The sequence below is a fragment of the Streptomyces sp. NPDC001927 genome (assembly GCF_053594455.1).
Genome location: NZ_JBSFEN010000017.1, coordinates 43,981 through 60,639, shown reverse-complemented (window position 1 = coordinate 60,639; position 16,659 = coordinate 43,981). Strand labels below are relative to the sequence as shown.

General features: G+C 71.1%; 14 protein-coding genes. 11 read left to right on the top strand and 3 right to left on the bottom strand.

Annotated features, from left to right (window positions below):
• The first annotated feature begins 116 nt into the window (after positions 1-116).
• From rplU to galE, 5 genes are all read left to right on the top strand, one after another.
• Positions 117-437 carry a 50S ribosomal protein L21 gene (gene rplU, locus ACWCO8_RS35635; RefSeq protein ID WP_030013082.1) on the top strand — a complete coding sequence of 107 codons (321 nt, stop codon included), beginning with the start codon at positions 117-119 and terminating at the stop codon, positions 435-437.
• 13 nt (positions 438-450) lie between these two features.
• On the top strand, positions 451-705 hold the full coding sequence (gene rpmA / locus ACWCO8_RS35630; protein WP_056558961.1) for a 50S ribosomal protein L27: 255 nt from the start codon (positions 451-453) through the stop codon (positions 703-705).
• Between the two features lie 119 nt (positions 706-824).
• Positions 825-2,264, top strand: coding sequence for a GTPase ObgE (obgE, locus tag ACWCO8_RS35625; RefSeq protein WP_362006553.1), 1,440 nt, complete (start codon positions 825-827; stop codon positions 2,262-2,264).
• Positions 2,265-2,367: 103 nt separating this feature from the next.
• Positions 2,368-3,960 (top strand): glycosyltransferase family 2 protein, encoded by a 1,593-nt coding sequence (locus ACWCO8_RS35620; RefSeq protein WP_451035716.1) that lies wholly within the window; start codon positions 2,368-2,370, stop codon positions 3,958-3,960.
• Positions 3,961-3,979: 19 nt separating this feature from the next.
• The gene (gene galE, locus ACWCO8_RS35615) at positions 3,980-4,966 is read left to right on the top strand and encodes a UDP-glucose 4-epimerase GalE (RefSeq protein ID WP_362006550.1); all 987 of its coding nucleotides are present in this window, start codon (positions 3,980-3,982) and stop codon (positions 4,964-4,966) included.
• 86 nt (positions 4,967-5,052) lie between these two features.
• Here the strand turns inward: galE and ACWCO8_RS35610 are convergent, their stop codons facing one another.
• The 3 genes from ACWCO8_RS35610 to ACWCO8_RS35600 all read right to left on the bottom strand — a co-directional run bounded on the left by ACWCO8_RS35610 (position 5,053) and on the right by ACWCO8_RS35600 (position 10,659).
• Positions 5,053-6,612 (bottom strand): DUF6056 family protein, encoded by a 1,560-nt coding sequence (locus ACWCO8_RS35610; protein WP_451035677.1) that lies wholly within the window; start codon positions 6,610-6,612, stop codon positions 5,053-5,055.
• A gap of 7 nt (positions 6,613-6,619) precedes the next feature.
• Positions 6,620-7,726 (bottom strand): glycosyltransferase, encoded by a 1,107-nt coding sequence (locus ACWCO8_RS35605; protein ID WP_451035715.1) that lies wholly within the window; start codon positions 7,724-7,726, stop codon positions 6,620-6,622.
• A 62-nt stretch (positions 7,727-7,788) separates the two neighbouring features.
• Positions 7,789-10,659, bottom strand: a complete 2,871-nt coding sequence (locus ACWCO8_RS35600; protein WP_451035676.1) for a bifunctional glycosyltransferase/CDP-glycerol:glycerophosphate glycerophosphotransferase — start codon at positions 10,657-10,659, stop codon at positions 7,789-7,791.
• 405 nt (positions 10,660-11,064) lie between these two features.
• On the opposite strand from ACWCO8_RS35600, the gene ACWCO8_RS35595 reads away from it, so the two are divergent.
• The 6 genes from ACWCO8_RS35595 to ACWCO8_RS35570 all read left to right on the top strand — a co-directional run bounded on the left by ACWCO8_RS35595 (position 11,065) and on the right by ACWCO8_RS35570 (position 16,644).
• The gene (locus ACWCO8_RS35595) at positions 11,065-12,045 is read left to right on the top strand and encodes a glycosyltransferase family 2 protein (protein ID WP_451035675.1); all 981 of its coding nucleotides are present in this window, start codon (positions 11,065-11,067) and stop codon (positions 12,043-12,045) included.
• Positions 12,045-12,503: a GtrA family protein gene (locus ACWCO8_RS35590; protein WP_451035674.1), complete on the top strand. Its 459-nt coding sequence runs from the start codon at positions 12,045-12,047 to the stop codon at positions 12,501-12,503. Before ACWCO8_RS35595 ends, ACWCO8_RS35590 begins: the two co-directional genes overlap by 1 nt.
• Before the next feature lie 164 nt (positions 12,504-12,667).
• A complete protein-coding gene (gene proB / locus ACWCO8_RS35585) occupies positions 12,668-13,795 on the top strand; it encodes a glutamate 5-kinase (RefSeq protein ID WP_451035673.1) in 1,128 nt (375 codons plus the stop codon).
• 211 nt (positions 13,796-14,006) lie between these two features.
• Positions 14,007-14,501, top strand: a complete 495-nt coding sequence (locus tag ACWCO8_RS35580) for a hypothetical protein (protein WP_362006532.1) — start codon at positions 14,007-14,009, stop codon at positions 14,499-14,501.
• Between the two features lie 138 nt (positions 14,502-14,639).
• Positions 14,640-15,923, top strand: coding sequence for a glutamate-5-semialdehyde dehydrogenase (locus ACWCO8_RS35575; RefSeq protein WP_362006529.1), 1,284 nt, complete (start codon positions 14,640-14,642; stop codon positions 15,921-15,923).
• Between the two features lie 115 nt (positions 15,924-16,038).
• Complete coding sequence (locus ACWCO8_RS35570) at positions 16,039-16,644, top strand: SCO2584 family spore wall biosynthesis protein (RefSeq protein WP_451035672.1); 606 nt, start codon at positions 16,039-16,041, stop codon at positions 16,642-16,644.
• Positions 16,645-16,659 lie beyond the last annotated feature (15 nt).

The window sequence follows — 16,659 nt, the reverse complement described above, 5'->3', positions numbered from 1 at the left end:
CACCCTCCTCCCGGTCTGCCGGGAGAGGCCGCTCGTCCACTTCCGGATCACCGCGGGCTCCGGCCCGTGTGAGCGGCTGGCATCAGGGGTCCGTCCCGAGTGAGAGAGAGATCCGCGTGTACGCCATCGTGCGCAGCGGTGGTCGCCAGCACAAGGTTGCTGTCGGCGACATCGTTGAGGTTGACAAGATTTCCACTGCCAAGGTTGGCGACACCGTAGAGCTCTCTACGCTGCTCGTTGTCGACGGCGAGGCCGTGACCAGCGACCCGTGGGTGCTGGCCGGTATCAAGGTCACGGCCGAGGTCGTGGACCACCACAAGGGCGCGAAGATCGACATCCTGCGCTACAAGAACAAGACCGGCTACCGCCGTCGCCAGGGTCACCGTCAGCAGTACACGGCGATCAAGGTCACCGGTATCCCCGCGGCTGCGAAGTAAGAGGGACTGAGACATGGCACACAAGAAGGGCGCATCGTCCACCCGGAACGGGCGCGACTCCAACGCTCAGCGGCTCGGCGTGAAGCGCTTCGGCGGTCAGCTCGTCAACGCCGGTGAGATCCTGATCCGCCAGCGCGGCACCCACTTCCACCCGGGCTCGGGTGTCGGCCGTGGCGGCGACGACACGCTGTTCGCCCTGCAGGCCGGTTCGGTGCAGTTCGGCACCCACCGTGGCCGCAAGGTCGTGAACATCGTTCCGGTCGCCTGATCGGTTCTTTTCGCGGAGGCGGACCTCACTTCCCGGCAGGGAAGCGGGTCCGCCTTTCGCGTGTTACTAGATAGACATTCCACCTCGTAGTACCCCCTTGTAACTGGAGGCACAGAACCATGACCACCTTCGTGGACCGCGTCGAGCTGCACGTCGCCGCGGGTAGCGGAGGCCACGGCTGCGCCTCCGTTCACCGAGAGAAGTTCAAGCCCCTCGGCGGGCCGGACGGCGGCAACGGCGGCCGTGGCGGTGATGTGACCCTGGTCGTCGACCAGTCGATCACCACGCTCCTCGAGTACCACCACTCCCCGCACCGCAAGGCGACCAACGGTCAGCCCGGTGCCGGTGACAACCGCTCCGGCAAGGACGGCCAGGACCTCGTCCTGCCCGTGCCCGACGGCACCGTCGTCCTCGACAAGCAGGGCAACGTGCTCGCCGACCTGGTCGGCCAGGGCACCACCTTCGTCGCGGGCCAGGGCGGCCGCGGCGGCCTCGGCAACGCGGCGCTCGCCTCCGCCCGCCGCAAGGCCCCCGGCTTCGCGCTGCTCGGCGAGCCGGGCGAGGCGCGGGACATCGTCCTGGAGCTGAAGACCGTCGCCGACGTGGCCCTCGTGGGCTACCCGAGCGCCGGCAAGTCCTCGCTCATCTCCGTCCTGTCGGCCGCCAAGCCGAAGATCGCGGACTACCCCTTCACCACGCTCGTCCCGAACCTGGGCGTCGTCACGGCCGGTTCCACGGTCTACACGATCGCCGACGTGCCGGGCCTCATCCCGGGCGCCAGCCAGGGCCGCGGCCTGGGCCTCGAGTTCCTGCGCCACGTCGAGCGCTGCTCGGTCCTGGTGCACGTCCTGGACACGGCGACGCTGGAGTCCGACCGCGACCCCGTCACCGACCTCGACGTCATCGAGGAGGAGCTGCGGCAGTACGGCGGCCTGGAGGACCGGCCCCGTATCGTCGTTCTCAACAAGATCGACATCCCGGACGGCCAGGACCTGGCGGACATGATCCGCCCGGACCTGGAGGCGCGCGGCTACCAGGTCTTCGAGGCCTCCGCCGTGGCCCGTACGGGTCTGAAGGAGCTCTCCTTCGCCCTGGCCGGCATCGTCGCCGAGGCGCGCGCGGCCAAGCCGAAGGAGGAGTCGACCCGTATCGTCATCCGCCCGAAGGCGGTCGACGAGGCCGGCTTCACCGTCACGTACGACGAGGCCGAGGACGTCTACCGGGTGCGCGGCGAGAAGCCGGAGCGCTGGGTCCGCCAGACCGACTTCAACAACGACGAGGCCGTCGGCTACCTGGCCGACCGCCTCAACCGCCTGGGCGTCGAGGAAGAGCTGATGAAGGCGGGCGCCCGCGCGGGCGACGGCGTCGCGATCGGCGCCGAGGACAACGCGGTCGTCTTCGACTGGGAGCCCACGATGATGGCGGGCGCCGAGATGCTCGGCCGCCGAGGCGAGGACCACCGCCTCGAAGCCCCCCGCCCGGCCGCCCAGCGCCGCCGCGACCGGGAGGCCGAGCGCGACGACGCACAGCGCGAGTACGACGAGTTCAACCCGTTCTAGGCCCTCAGGGGCCCCGGGAGCGGCCGGTCGGTGTGGCCGGCCGCTCCCGTAGGATCGCGGTGTGAGTAGCGCGCCCGACCCCCACCCCGTCACGACCGCAGGCATGCTCGGCGTCGTCGTCATCGCCTACAACGACGCGGAGCTGGTCGGCGACGCGATCCGCTCGGCGCTCGCCCAGGGACCCGTCGTCGCCGAGGTCGTCGCCGTGAACGACGCCTCCAGTGACGCCACCGCGAAGGTCCTGGACGAGCTGGCCGCACTCCACCCCAAGGTCCGGGTCGTCCACCGCACCGAGAACAGCGGCGGCTGCGGCACCCCCCGCAACGACGGGATCCAGGCGGCCACGGCGCCGTACGTGATGTTCCTGGACAGCGACGACATCCTGCCCGAGGGCGCCGCCGAGGCCCTGGTCACCGCCGCCGCGCGGCACAACACCCCCGTGGCCGTCGGCGCCTGCGTCCGGCGCGAGCTGCCCGAGGGCCGCGACGTGCGCTGGCAGCCCGCCCTCTACCGGGAGCCCGCGCTCCTGGAGACCCCGGCCGACCTCGTACCGCTGGTGCACGACACCCTCTGCGTCAACAAGATCTACGAGCGGTCCTTCCTCACCGAGCACGGCATCCGCTTCCCCGACGGCCGTTTCGTCTACGAGGACTTCCTCTTCACCGCCCGCGTGCTCGCCGCCGCGCCGCGCATCGCGGTGATCCCCGGCACCGTGTACGTCTGGCACGTGCGCCGCGCCGCCGCCCAGCTGTCGATCTCCCTCGCCCGCGAGGACGTCACCAACTGGCGGGCCCGGATCGCCGCCCACCGCCAGGCCGTCGAGACCCTGCGGGAGGCGGGGCGCGCCGAGCTCGCCGCTGCCTGCCGCACCAAGTTCCTCGAGCACGACCTGCGGATGTACGCCCGCGAACTGCGGCTGCGCGGCGCCGAGTACCAGCGCGACTGGTGGCGGCTGACCCGCGAGCACCTGGCGGCGTTCGAGGAGGGCGAGATCGCCGCCGCGACCGCGCCCGCCCGCTGGACGGCCCGCTTCCTGCTCGCCGCCGAGGAGCCCAGGGACCTGCTGCGGCTCTCCCGGCTCTCCGCCGACCCGGCCCGCCTCCTCCCGCCGTACGCCCGGAAGGGCGACACCCCCGTCTGGTCCGACGACCTGCCCGACGTGGAGCTTGACGGCGTCGACACCCTGCCCCTCGCCGAGCTCCCGCTGGTGGTGGACGCGGCCCTGCGCACCGGCGCGGGCGCCGAGCTGCGCCTCACGGTCCGCGACCTGTACGGCCGGGTGGGCTCGGCCGGCCCCCGTACCGCCGAGGTGGCGTTCGTCCCCCGGGGCGCGGACGCGCCGGCCCGTACCGAGCGGGCCGAGCTGACCGAGGTGGACGGCGGCTGGACCGCCCGCGTCCCGGCCGGGCTCACCGGCCTGGCCAGGGCCGGCCGCAGCCGCGGCAACGCCGGGATCCAGTTCTGGGACATCCGGGCCACGGTGACGTGCGCCGACGGGGAGACCTTCGTGACGGCGCTCCGGCTGCCGGAGGGCCGCCAGCGGCGCTCGGTGCTGCCGAGCAGCCGGTACGGTGTATTGCTGGTGCAGCAGTACACCACGGCGAACGGCTCGCTCGCGGTGCGGATCGCACCCGGCGCCCGCGACGGGCTCGGGGCGGTCGGAGCCAGACTCCGAAGGCTCTCGCGCCGTTCATAGCGAAAGGAATTGGGGCGTAATGACTTATCTGATCACCGGTGGCGCCGGATACATCGGCTCGCACGTGGTCCGCGCGATGACGCGGGCGGGGGAGCGGGTCGTCGTCCTCGACGACCTGTCCACCGGCTACGCGGAGCGGGTGCCGGAGGGTGTGCCGCTGGTGGTCGGTTCGACCCTGGACCGCGAGGTCCTGGACCGCACCATCGCCGAGCACGGGGTCACGGGCGTCGTCCACCTCGCGGCGAAGAAGCAGGTCGGCGAGTCCGTCGAGATGCCGCTGCACTACTACCGCGAGAACGTGCAGGGTCTCACCGTCCTCCTGGAGGCGGTGGCCGCCGCCGGCGTCCGCAACTTCCTCTTCTCCTCCTCGGCCGCCGTGTACGGCATGCCGGACGTCGACCTCGTCACCGAGGAGACGCCCTGCCTGCCGCTCAGCCCGTACGGCGAGACGAAGCTGGCCGGCGAGTGGATCGTCCGCGCCGCCGGCAAGGCCCACGGCATCTCCACCGCCTGCCTGCGCTACTTCAACGTGGCGGGCGCCGCGACCCCCGAGCTGGCCGACACCGGTGTCTTCAACCTGGTCCCGATGGTCTTCGAGCGGCTCGACGCCGGTGAGGCCCCGCGGATCTTCGGCGACGACTACGCCACCCCGGACGGCACCTGCGTCCGCGACTACATCCACGTCGAGGACCTCGCCGACGCCCACCTCGTCGCCGCGCGCAAGCTCGCCGAGTGGGCCGCCGCCGGTGAGCCGCGCGACCTGACGGTCAACATCGGCCGCGGCGAGGGCGTCTCCGTGACCGAGATGATCGACCTGATCAACGAGATCACCGGCCACTCCGTCGCCCCGGTCGTCACCCCGCGCCGCGCCGGCGACCCGGCGCGCGTGGTTGCCTCCGCCGACCGCATCGCCGGCGAGCTGGGCTGGAAGGCCCGCCACGACGTCCGCGACATGATCGACTCGGCCTGGGCGGGCTGGGTCGCCCGCCGCTCGGTCAACGCCTGATCGGACCCCGCCGGGAAACCGGTACGACGAAGGGCCGGGGAGTTCGCTCCCCGGCCCTTCGTCATGCCCGCACGTTCAGCGGCCCGTCACGGACGGTGGATGCGCTCCACCCCGTAGTACGTGGACACGCACTGGGCGACCCAGTCCTTCTTGTAGTTCTTGGTGTAGTACGGCTCGGCCAGCCAGCCGATGTGCAGCGGCCGGTACTCGACGTCCGTCACACCGCGCGCGACCTGCGCCCGGATCCGCGCGTCCTGCTTGTCCCAGGCGAGACCGCGCGCCACCGTGCCCGAGGTGAGCGTCTGCATCTCCGGCAGCAGGGCCGCCGCGCTGCCGAGGACGGCGGCGGCGGTGACCGCGACGGCCACGAACGAGAGCCGCGCCGAACGGCCGCCGGAGGCCGCGAGCCGCGTCCCGAGCAGCCGGCCCAGCCAGGCGCCGTACAGGCAGAGGGCCATGAGCAGCGGGACCATGAAGCTGGTCCAGGTACGGGCGTACGTCCAGCCCGAGGGGCCGTAACCGCTGCGCAGGCCGTACGTCACGGCGAGCGTGGCGACGACGATCAGCGGCACGGGAAGCAGCATGACGAGCCGCACCACACCGCGCGAAGGGCCCGCCTCGGCGGTCTCGGCCGCTTCGAGGTCGTCGATGCCCGTGCGCGAGACACGGCGCGAGTAGAACGCCACGGCGAGACCCAGCAGCACACCGGCGGCGATCGCGCCCAGGTACGCCCACTGGTCCGACAGCACCTGCCAGATCCGCAGCCAGTCGCGGACCGTCGCCTTCAGCTCCTCCGGCGCGAGCGTGTCGCGCGGCGGCTGCTGGGAGCGGCGCCAGCGGGCACCGGGGGAGGTGTAGAGCAGGACCAGGCCGGCCACCAGGCCGAAGCAGGCCGCGGCGCACCAGGTGAAGGGGAACCAGTCCTTCGCCAGCTTCAGCCGGGGCAGCGACAGCAGCCCGGCGGTGCCGGCGAACAGGCCCGCGACGGCGGTGAACGGCTCGCTGAGCGTGCCGATCGCGACGCCGAGGAGCACCACGCCGACCACGGCGGTGACGCGCGCCGCGCGACGGCCGCTGCGGGCGGCCCAGATCGCCGTGAGGACGGCCCAGATGCCGATGATGCTGGGCAGCGTGTGGGAGATGGTGGCCGGGGCCCAGAGCAGCACCTGGTACGAGCGGGTGCCCGCGAAGAACAGCAGCGTCTCGAGGAGCATCGCGGCGGCGACCAGGCTGATCAGGGGGACCCGCAGACCGAAGGCGCGCAGCACCTCGCGGCCCAGCAGGACCAGGCCCACGCCGAGCGTGAGGATCAGCACGAGGGGCAGCACCTTCGGGCCCAGCAGGCCGTCGGCGTACACCACGCCGCTCAGGAGCGCGTTGGTGACCCGCCCGTTCTGGGTCATGTAGAAGTCCGAGGCGATGCCGAAGACTCCCATGTCACGGGTCTTCCAGACGGCGCACCAGTCGTCCGAGGTGGGGCGCACGTACAGTCCGAGGAAGGCTCCGACGGACAGCAGGGCACCGGTCACGGCGACCGATATCAGCCCGACCCAGCGGAGAAGGCGCCGGATCCCGGCCGGTGCGGCGTCCGCACCCTCACCCTCCGCGCGGCGCACGTGGCGCCGCGACGCCGTAGTACTGCTCATCGTTGTTCTATCTCTCCAGGAACAGGAAGAGGTCTTCCCAGCGGTCGGTGATCTCCTCGGCGGCGTACCGCTGGACGTTCTGCCACGCGGCGTCGCCCATGCGGTCGCGCAGCTCGTCGTCGGCGATCAGGGTGCTGATGTGCGCGCCGAGCTCGATCGTGTTGCCGAGCCGGGCGAGCAGGCCGTCCTCGCCGTCACGGATGATCTCGCGGACACCCGGCGCGCAGTCGAACGCGGCGCAGGGCACCCCGGCGGCCATGGCCTCGAGGAGGGTGATCGGGAAGCCCTCGGCGCGGGACGCCTGGGCGAAGACGGACGCGCCGCGCAGCGCGCCGAGCACGTCGCTCGTGCGGCCCATCCACTCGACGGAGTCGTCCAGGCGCATCGACGTCGCGTGCCGGCGGAGCGTTTCCTCCTCGTCGCCGGCGCCGTAGATCCGCAGCTTCCAGTCGGGGTGCCGGGGGGCGACCTCGGCCCAGGCGTCGAGGAGCATGTCGACGCCCTTCTCGTGCGAGAGGCGGCCGATGCAGGCGACGACCTTCTCGGTACGGGGGGCGGGCGCCTTGGGCATGAACGGCAGCGGGTTCGGCAGGTGGCCGACGTTGTCCATGCCGTTGCGGATCCACAGGTCGGCGTCGCCCGGGGTGAGCACGAGCAGCCGGTCGACGTCCTTGTAGTACCGCTTCACCCGGGCGAGCCGGGAGGAGGCGGCGCTCGCCTGGTACGACTCGTGGCTCATGCCGATGACGGTGAGGCCCTTGGTGTCGGAGAGCGCGACCCACTCCATCGCCCAGACCTGGGTGACGATGACGATCGCTCCGGGGCGGGCCGCGGCGAACAGCGCCGTCAGCTTGTCCGCCTGCTCCCGCATCCCGGCCGCACGGGCCCGGTGGCGCATCCGCTCGGCCGCGTTGAGCTTGCCCTTGAGGCCGCGCAGCGACCCCACGTGCGGCGGGTGGGCGTCGTACAGCGTGGTCGTGGCGTACGGCAGCTCGGCGGGGAACTCGTGGGCGCGACCCGCCGGCGCCGGGGTGATGCCGATGACGTGCACCCGGTGGCCGCGGTCGGCGAACTGACGGGCCATCTGGTGCGACCAGGTGGTCACACCGCCCATCTCGTCGACGCTGTTGGACACGAAGAAGATGTCACGGCCGCCGGACACGGCGGTCTGCTCGGTCACTTACCGCTCCTGGTGAAGAACTTTGCGACGATCTGCCGGGCCGCGTCGCCCCGGTCGTAGGCGCTGAACTCGGCGTTGAAACGCTCCCGAGCCGCCGAGTACTTGGCGTCCGCCTCGTCCTTGAGGTGGGCGATCGCCGAGAACAGCTCGTCCTCGGTGGCCACCACGGGGCCGGGCGCCTTCTCCTTCAGATCGAAGTACGTGCCGCGGCTCTCCGTCGAGTACTCCTCGTAGTCGTACGTGAAGAAGATCATCGGCCGGTCGAGCAGCCCGTAGTCGAACATCACGGACGAGTAGTCCGTGATCAGACCGTCGGCCAGCTCGAGCAGCGGGGTGATGTCGTGGTGGTTCGTGACATCGATGACCCGGCCGCGCACCGAGGGCGGGAGCGTCAGGTTGTTGAGGTAGTGCGAGCGGATCAGCAGGGTGTGCGTGTCGCCGAAGCGGTCCGCGAACTCCTGCACGTCGAACGGCAGCTCGAACTTGCGTACGGCGCCGCCCGGCGCGGCCCGGAAGGTCGGCGCGTACAGCAGCACCGTCTTCTCCGGCGCGATGCCCAGCTCGGCGGCGAGCGCACCGCGCTCACGGGTGCCGTCCCCGCTCTCCCGCTGCCGCGCCGCCACCAGGGCGTCGTTGCGCGGGTAGCCGACCGGGAGGAGCTTCTCCTCCTTGAGCCGGAACGCGGCCGCGAGGGTGTGGATGTCGTGCTCGGAGCGGATCAGGAAGTGGTCGAACCGGTCCAGCGAACGCTGGAACGAGTCCTGCGCCGCCCGGCCCTGCTTCTTCGTGCCCGGCTCGTGGAAGCCCATCCGCTTGAGCGCGGAGCCGTGCCAGGTCTGGATGTACGTGGTGCCGGGACGCTTGGTCAGCTTCAGCGGGAAGCCCTGGTTGTCGACCCAGAACTCCGCCTGGGCCAGCGCCCGCAGGTACTGCCAGCTCCACCGCTTGACCAGCGTGGCGTCCTTGGGGAACCCGGTGGGACGGGCGCCCGCGTAGGACCACACGGCCTCGAACGCCACACCCTGGCGGCGCATCTCCTCGTAGATCGCCTTCGGGCTGTCGCTGTACTGCTTGCCGAGGTGGCTCTCGAAGACGACGAGGCCCTTGCGGATCGGCAGCTTGCTGTACACGTCGTGGTAGACGCGCAGCTTGGTCTCGCCCGCGTTGAGGTCGCGGCGGGCCTTGAGGATCCTGCGCAGGCCCGTCTTGGCCAGGCCGGCGGTGCGGCCGTGCATGGCGCCCTCGATCAGCGCGGACGCGCGGACCGCCGCGCGACCCTCGGCCGTGAGGACGTACGACAGGTTGCCCTTCTTGGTGACCTCGGGCGCGAACCGGTCGGAGACCAACCGGGTCAGCCGGGGCCGGACCCGCACCGTACGGGTCTCGCTGAGCTCGACGCTGCCGGCGGACACCCGGGTCCGCAGCTCGTCGCCGTCGACCACGAGGACGAGACGGACGTCCCAGACCGCGTCGATGATGCCCAGCGGGCGCACCTTGCGGGTGATGTCGGCCGTGGCGTCCCACTCGATCGCGGTGTCCGTGCGGCGCAGCGAGGTCACCGGGAACCGGAAGGCCCGCACACCGATCTTGCGGCGCGGCTGGAACTCCAGGTACGCCCTCAGCTCGGCGTCGGCCCCGATGCGGCCCAGCGGGTTCACGACCGCGCCGGAGAGCCGCACGGCGCCGTCGGTGCCCTCGTAGGAGGTGAGCCGGTTGCCGAGGGCCATGGAGGCCAGCGGCTTGGTGTGGTACCCGGCCGAGGTGACGTCCAGGATGCGCCGGCCCTCGGGGTCGTCGAGGTGACCGTCGCACCAGAAGATCTGACCGTCGTGCTCGATCAGCGGGGCCGTCAGCCGGCCCTTGTTCGCGAGCGCGTCGGACGCCGGGAGCAGGTTGTCCCAGTCCTCCTTGCCCAGCAGATAGGCGCAGATCGCGTGGAGCGGCTGGACCTCGCTGTAGGCGTTCGGGTCGATCCCGGAGAGGTAGCCGTTGGCCAGCTCGGCGAACTCGCGCCGGTACTCCTCGCCCATCCGGGGCAGGTCGCGCAGGTGCAGGACCAGGTCGTGCTTGAGGAACTTGATGTCCTTGCGGTACCGCAGCTCGTCGTAGCCCTTGCTCTTCAGCAGGGCGTCCACCCGACGGTGTATTTCCATGCGGTGCACGAAGTTGGCGATCTCGTGGCGCCGGTTGCTGATGGACTTCGACGCCGCGCCCTCCTGCACGTTCCAGTAGTAGACCTGGTTCGGGATGAGCGTGATGCGGCTGGCGGCGACGTACGCCTGCGCGGAGAAGAGCAGGTCCTCGTAGTGGATGCCGACCGGGAACTCGAGCTGCTGCTCCAGCAGGAACGCCCGCCGGTAGCACTTGTTCGTCGAGAGGGTGTCGAAGACCATCAGGTCGGGCAGCTCGGTGATCGACTCGATCGTCCGGGTGCCCGAGTAGATCCAGGGGTACCACTCGGTGGTCTTGCGGTGGCGGCTGTCGAGGTGGACGCGCACGCAGAGGCCGGAGACGATGTCGGAGTCGGTCCGCTCGGCGGCCTCCAGCATGTTCCGGCAGGCGTTTCGTTCCAGCACGTCGTCGCTGTCCAGGAACATGACGTAGGCGCCCTTGGCACGCTCCACGCCGTAATTGCGGGGAGCCCCGCAACCACCACTGTTCTGGGGCAGCTGGTACGCGCGGACCCGGTCGGGGTGCGCGGCGGCCAGTCCCTTGGCGACCTCGAATGTGTCGTCCTTGCTGCAGTCGTCGACGATGAGGACCTCGACGCTCTGCAGGGTCTGGTCCAGCACTGATCGGACGGCCGTCGGGAGACGCTCTGCGTCGTTGTACGCGATGACGACCACGGAGACGTCAGGCACTTGCACCTCGATCCACTTTCTTCCTTTAGACAGATCCAAGCTACCTGGTGTTAGCCCCCGCCCCTGCCGCACGGGCACTCGGGTGGCGAGGAGCCGTTTCACGATCGTTACGGGACCGCGCCCCCCTCCACCACAACCTTCTCCTCTGTTCATCGGTCACCTTTGGTGCCGACCGAGCGGACTTTCCCCGTCCGGTTGGTGAGATTCTTCGCATCGCCCCCGCAGAACCCCATCAGGGCAGGTAAATGCGGCATTGTCGCGTGATCTGTATCACGGTGCCCGCGCGGTTTAGCCGCCGCGACCCGTACTCTGAGAGGGCTGCCTGCGAGAGCGACCGGTGACCACCCCGGACTCCCGTCCGGTACGCCTCCGCGCCGTACTTTCTCGCTCATCAACCAGGAGTGACCGTTCATGACCAGGCTTTCGGTCGTTGTTCCTTGCTACAACGAGGAAGAGGTCGTCGAGAACTTCGACAACCGAATCCGGGAGGTCCTCGACGGCCTCTCCCTCGACTACGAGATCTGCTACGTGGACGACGGCAGCGCCGACGGCACCCTCGGCAAGCTCCGGGGCATCGCCGCACGTCACCCCGAGGGCACCCAGTACGTCTCCTTCAGCCGTAACTTCGGCAAGGAGGCGGGCATGCTCGCCGGCCTGCGCAAGGCCACCGGCGACGCCGTCGTGATCATGGACGCCGACCTCCAGCACCCGCCGGAGCTCATCGAGGCCATGCTCGACCTCTACCACCTCGGCCACGACCAGGTGATAGCGCGGCGCACCCGCGAGGGCGACAAGAAGGTCCGCTCCGCCCTCAGCCGGCTCTACTACCGGGCGGTCAACCGCTGGGTCGACGTCGAGCTGACCGACGGCGTCGGCGACTTCCGGCTGCTGTCCCGACCCGCCGTGGACGCGCTGCTGTCGCTGCCCGAGTACAACCGCTTCTCCAAGGGCCTGTTCTCCTGGATCGGTTTCGACACGGTCACCTTCGACTACCAGAACGCCGCCCGCGAGGCCGGCGAGACGAAGTGGAAGTTCAGCTCCCTGGTCAACTACGGCATGGACGGGCTGATCTCCTTCAACAACCGTCCGCTGCGCATCGCGATCTGGATGGGTCTCGGCCTGTCCGCCCTGGCCGCGCTGTACGCGATCTGGATCACCGTCACGGCGATCACGCAGGGCGTCTCCGCGCCCGGTTACGTCACGCTCGTCGCGATCATCGTCGGCCTCGGCGGCGTTCAGATGATCATGCTGGGGCTGATCGGCGAGTACATCGGCCGTATCTACTACGAGAGCAAGCGCCGGCCGCACTTCCTGGTCAAGGAGACCCACCGCTCGGTCCCGCGCGGCAACGACAAGCGGGTGCGCGTCGCGGCCACCGACCGGGAAAGCTGATGCGCGGACAGCTCGGGCAGATCGTCCGCTTCGGTCTGGTCGGCGGGATCAACACCGGCACGTTCTACGGGTGCTATCTGCTGCTGCACCCGTGGATGCCGTACTTCGCCGCCTACTCCATCGCGTTCGTGCTCAGCATGATCGGCTCGTTCTTCCTCAACACGTACTTCACCTACCGGACCAGGCCCACCTGGAAGAAGTTCGCGCTCTTCCCGCTCACCAACGTCACCAACTACCTGGTGCAGAGCGTCGGCCTGTACGCGCTGGTGACCTGGGCCGGGATGGACGACCGGATCGCGCCGCTGGTCGCGGCCGTCGTGGCCATTCCGTTCACCTACCTGCTGTCGAAGAAGATCCTCGTGCCGGGCGGCAAGCAGCCGAGCCCGGCCGGGCCTGCCGGGCCGACCGGTCCGGCGGGCGGCGCGGACGTCGAGACGGACCCGGTCGCCAGCCGCTGACGGGTTTCTTCGCTCTTGCCGGTTGGGCGTCCTTGGTCCAGCCGGCAGCGCGCGGTCCAGCCGGCGAAACGGGCGGGCGCCGGTCGTGCCCGCTCGCGTAGATTGCGGCCTGACATCCGAAGAGGGCGACGCCGGTGACGGCGGTACAGGTGGCGGCGGTTCAGGTGACAGTGGCAAGGCAGTTCGTGACGGAAGCCCGCAGGATCGTCGTCAAGGTCGGCTCGTCCTCCCTCACCACCGCCTCCGGCGGGCTCGACGCCGACCGGGTCGACGCCCTCGTCGACGTCCTCGCCAAGGTCCGCAGCGGCGGCGAGAAGGAGATCGTGCTGGTCTCCTCCGGCGCCATCGCCGCCGGACTCGCGCCGCTCGGCCTCACCCGCCGCCCCAAGGACCTCGCCAGGCAGCAGGCCGCCGCCAGCGTCGGCCAGGGCCTCCTCGTCGCCCGCTACACCGCCTCCCTCGCCCGCTACGGCGTCCGCGTCGGCCAGGTCCTGCTCACCACCGACGACACCAGCCGCCGCGCCCACTACCGCAACGCGTACCGGACCCTCGACCAGCTGCTCGCCATGGGCGCCCTGCCGGTCGTCAACGAGAACGACACCGTCGCCACGGACGAGATCCGCTTCGGCGACAACGACCGGCTCGCCGCCCTCGTCGCCCACCTCGTCCGCGCCGACCTGCTCGTGCTGCTCTCCGACGTCGACGGGCTCTACGACGGCGACCCCGCGAAGCCGGGCACCTCGCGGATCGCCGAGGTGGCGGGCCCCGAGGACATCGCCCACGTCGAGATCGGCTCCGCCGGCAAGGCGGGGGTCGGCACCGGCGGCATGGTCACCAAGGTCGAGGCGGCCCGGATCGCCGCGGCCGCCGGCATCCCCGTGGTCCTCACCTCCGCCGTCCGCGCGGCCGACGCCCTGGCGGGCCGCGACACCGGTACGTACTTCCACCGCACCGGCCGCCGCTCCGCCGACCGGCTCCTCTGGCTCGCCCACGCCTCCACCCCGCAGGGCAGCCTCACCCTGGACGAGGGCGCGGTACGGGCCGTGGTCGAGGGCAAGAAGTCGCTGCTCGCCGCCGGGATCGCCGCCGTCGAGGGGGAGTTCGTTGCGGGCGACCCGGTCGAACTGCGCGACACCGACGGCCGCGCCGTCGCCCGCGGGCTCGTCAACTTCGACGCCAAGGAGATCCCCCGGATGCTCGGCCGCTCCACGCCCGAACTCGCCCGCGAGCTCGGGCCGGAGTACGAGCGCGAGGTCGTCCACCGCGACGATCTGGTGGTCGTCCGCGCCTGATCCGTCCCCTTGTGCGAGGTGTGTGGGCGCGTACGTGCGGGCGTGTGTGAGTGCGTGTGGGTGCGGTGTGGAGAAAACGGCTGAAAGACCGGCCATCCGGTAGGGACCTTTACCAAAACCGCCCCACGTGGAGCCTCGGGCTGGTCAACTTTGTCTCGGGGACAAGACAAGGGCGGGGTACAGCACCACACGCATCAACAGGAGGCCGCCGGTGAGACGAGCGCGCCCAGGGGCACCGCCCCGCGGGACAGCCGAACGCGCCCTGACCAGTGTCGAGGCCGGAGCCGACTTCGACGAGGGACAGGGCGGCGGGGGACAGGGCACCCAGACCGCCGAGGTACGCGGTGAGGAGCGGCCCGTGGTCGCCTCGAAGCTCTGGCACATCACCCTCAGCGTCTCGGGCGCCGAGGCCCCGCTGAAGGAGGTCAGGCGCGGCCTCGAGCAGCTGGCCCACGACCATCCCTTCCTGCTGACCAGTCGCTACGCCAATGATCACGCGGAGATCCGCTACTGGGAAGAGGCCCGTGACCTGCACGATGCCGCGGCGGTCGCGCTGCGGCTGTGGGGCGAGCACCGGCAGAGCGCCAAGCTGCCGCCGTGGGAGATCGTCGGTCTCGAGGTCATCGACCGCGAGACCTACCACCTGCGCATCGCCGAGGGCTACGGCCCACCGCCGGCCGCCCCGGTGGGGGTCCACCCGTACTGACGGGCCGGCGCCCCGCTGCCGAGGGGTCGGCGAGGCATATCGGAGGGCGGGGACGTCGGGGGGCCGGGGCGTCTCGGAGTGCGGGATGGGGACGGCATTCGTGAGGGATGTCCGCAGAGGTGCCAGTACCCTGCGGGCATGACCTCGCTCACGCCCCTCGACAACCTGTCCCCGGTAGCCCGGGCCGCCTACCGCGCCCGCGCCGCCGCCGCCGAAATCGCGCCACTTCCGCGCGCGGCCAAGGACGACGCCCTGCTGGCGATCGCGGACGCCCTCGAGGTCCGTACCGCCGAGATCGTCGAGGCCAACGCCGAGGACATCGCCCGCGCCCGCGAGGCCGGCACCAGCGAGACCGTCATCGACCGGCTCACCCTCACCCCCGAGCGCGTCCGCGCCATCGCCGCCGACGTCCGCGACGTGGCCGCCCTGCCGGACCCCGTGGGCGAGGTCGTGCGCGGCTCGACCCTCCCCAACGGCATCGACCTCCGCCAGGTCCGCGTCCCCCTCGGCGTCGTCGGCATCATCTACGAGGCCCGGCCCAACGTGACCGTCGACGCGGCCGCCCTCTGCCTCAAGTCCGGCAACGCCGTCCTGCTGCGCGGCTCGTCCTCCGCGTACTCCTCCAACACCGCCCTGGTGAAGGTCCTGCGCGACGCCGTCGGAGGCGCCGGTCTGCCCGCCGACGCCGTGCAGCTCGTCCCCGGCGAGTCCCGCGACTCGGTACGGGAGCTGATGCGCGCCCGTGGCCTGGTCGACGTCCTCATCCCGCGCGGCGGCGCCTCCCTGATCCGTACGGTCGTCGAGGAGTCCACCGTCCCCGTCATCGAGACCGGCACCGGCAACTGCCACGTCTACGTGGACGCCCAGACCGACCTCGACATGGCCGTCGACATCCTGATCAACTCCAAGGCCCAGCGGCCCAGCGTCTGCAACTCCGCCGAGACGCTCCTGGTCCACCAGGACATCGCCGAGGCCTTCCTGCCGCGCGCCCTGGCCGCCCTGGCCGACGCCGGCGTCACCGTCCACGCCGACGAGCGCGTCCTCGCCCACGCCGAGGGCTCCAAGGCCACCGTCGTCCCGGCGACCCCCGAGGACTGGGAGACCGAGTACCTCTCCTACGACATCGCCGCCGCCGTCGTCGACTCCCTCGACAAGGCCGTCGAGCACATCCGGCTCTGGTCCTCCGGCCACACCGAGGCGATCGTCACCACCTCGCAGGCCGCCGCCCGCCGCTTCACCCAGCTGGTCGACTCCACGACGGTCGCCGTCAACGCGTCCACCCGTTTCACCGACGGAGGCCAGTTCGGCTTCGGCGCCGAGATCGGCATCTCGACCCAGAAACTCCACGCCCGCGGGCCCATGGGCCTGCCCGAGCTGACCTCGACGAAGTACATCGTCACGGGCGACGGCCACACCCGCTGACCCGCGGTTTTCCCTCGTTCGGCCCCGCTCCCGCGGGGCCGAACGGGACGGGACGGGCAGGGATGTTCCGCACTCTCCCTGCCCAAAACCACCTCCCAGGTCTACTCTGAAAAACGTGCCGGACGACGTGGGGGGCAGGCCGTTCCAGGACGGCAGGGACCCTGAGAACTCGGACGACCGCGGGGGCGCGAAGGACGACTTCGCCAACGTGGTGTTCGACGAGGACTTCGTACGGGCCGCCGAGGTCCACGAGCCGACCGCCGTGGAACGCCTCCTGGCGGCCGCCCAGGCGCGCGCCGAGGCCGAGGCCGCCCGCGCCAGAGCCGGCGTGCGACCCGGCGACGACGACGGCTACGAGGACGGCTACGACCCCTCGGACCCCTTCGGCGGCCTCCACGGCGACGCCTACGACCCGGAGGACCCCGACGGCGACCGCAGCCCCTACGGCCCGCACGGCGGCGCCCTGCGCCCCTACCGGGGCAGCGCCCGCTGGCACCGGCCCGTCGCCTGGGTGCTCGCCTTGGTGATGGGCGTCGGCATGGTCGCCCTCGCCTTCACGGCGGTCTACCGGGGCGCCTCCGCCAACCGCCAGGACCAGGTCCCGGCCCCCGCGACCACCGGCATCGACAAGCCGCGCGAGAACCCTCCGGCGGTCACCGCGCCCTCGGCCTCGGCCGAGTACTCCGCGCCCCCGGTCCCCGCCGTTCCGCGCACTCCCTGAACACACCCGGACACC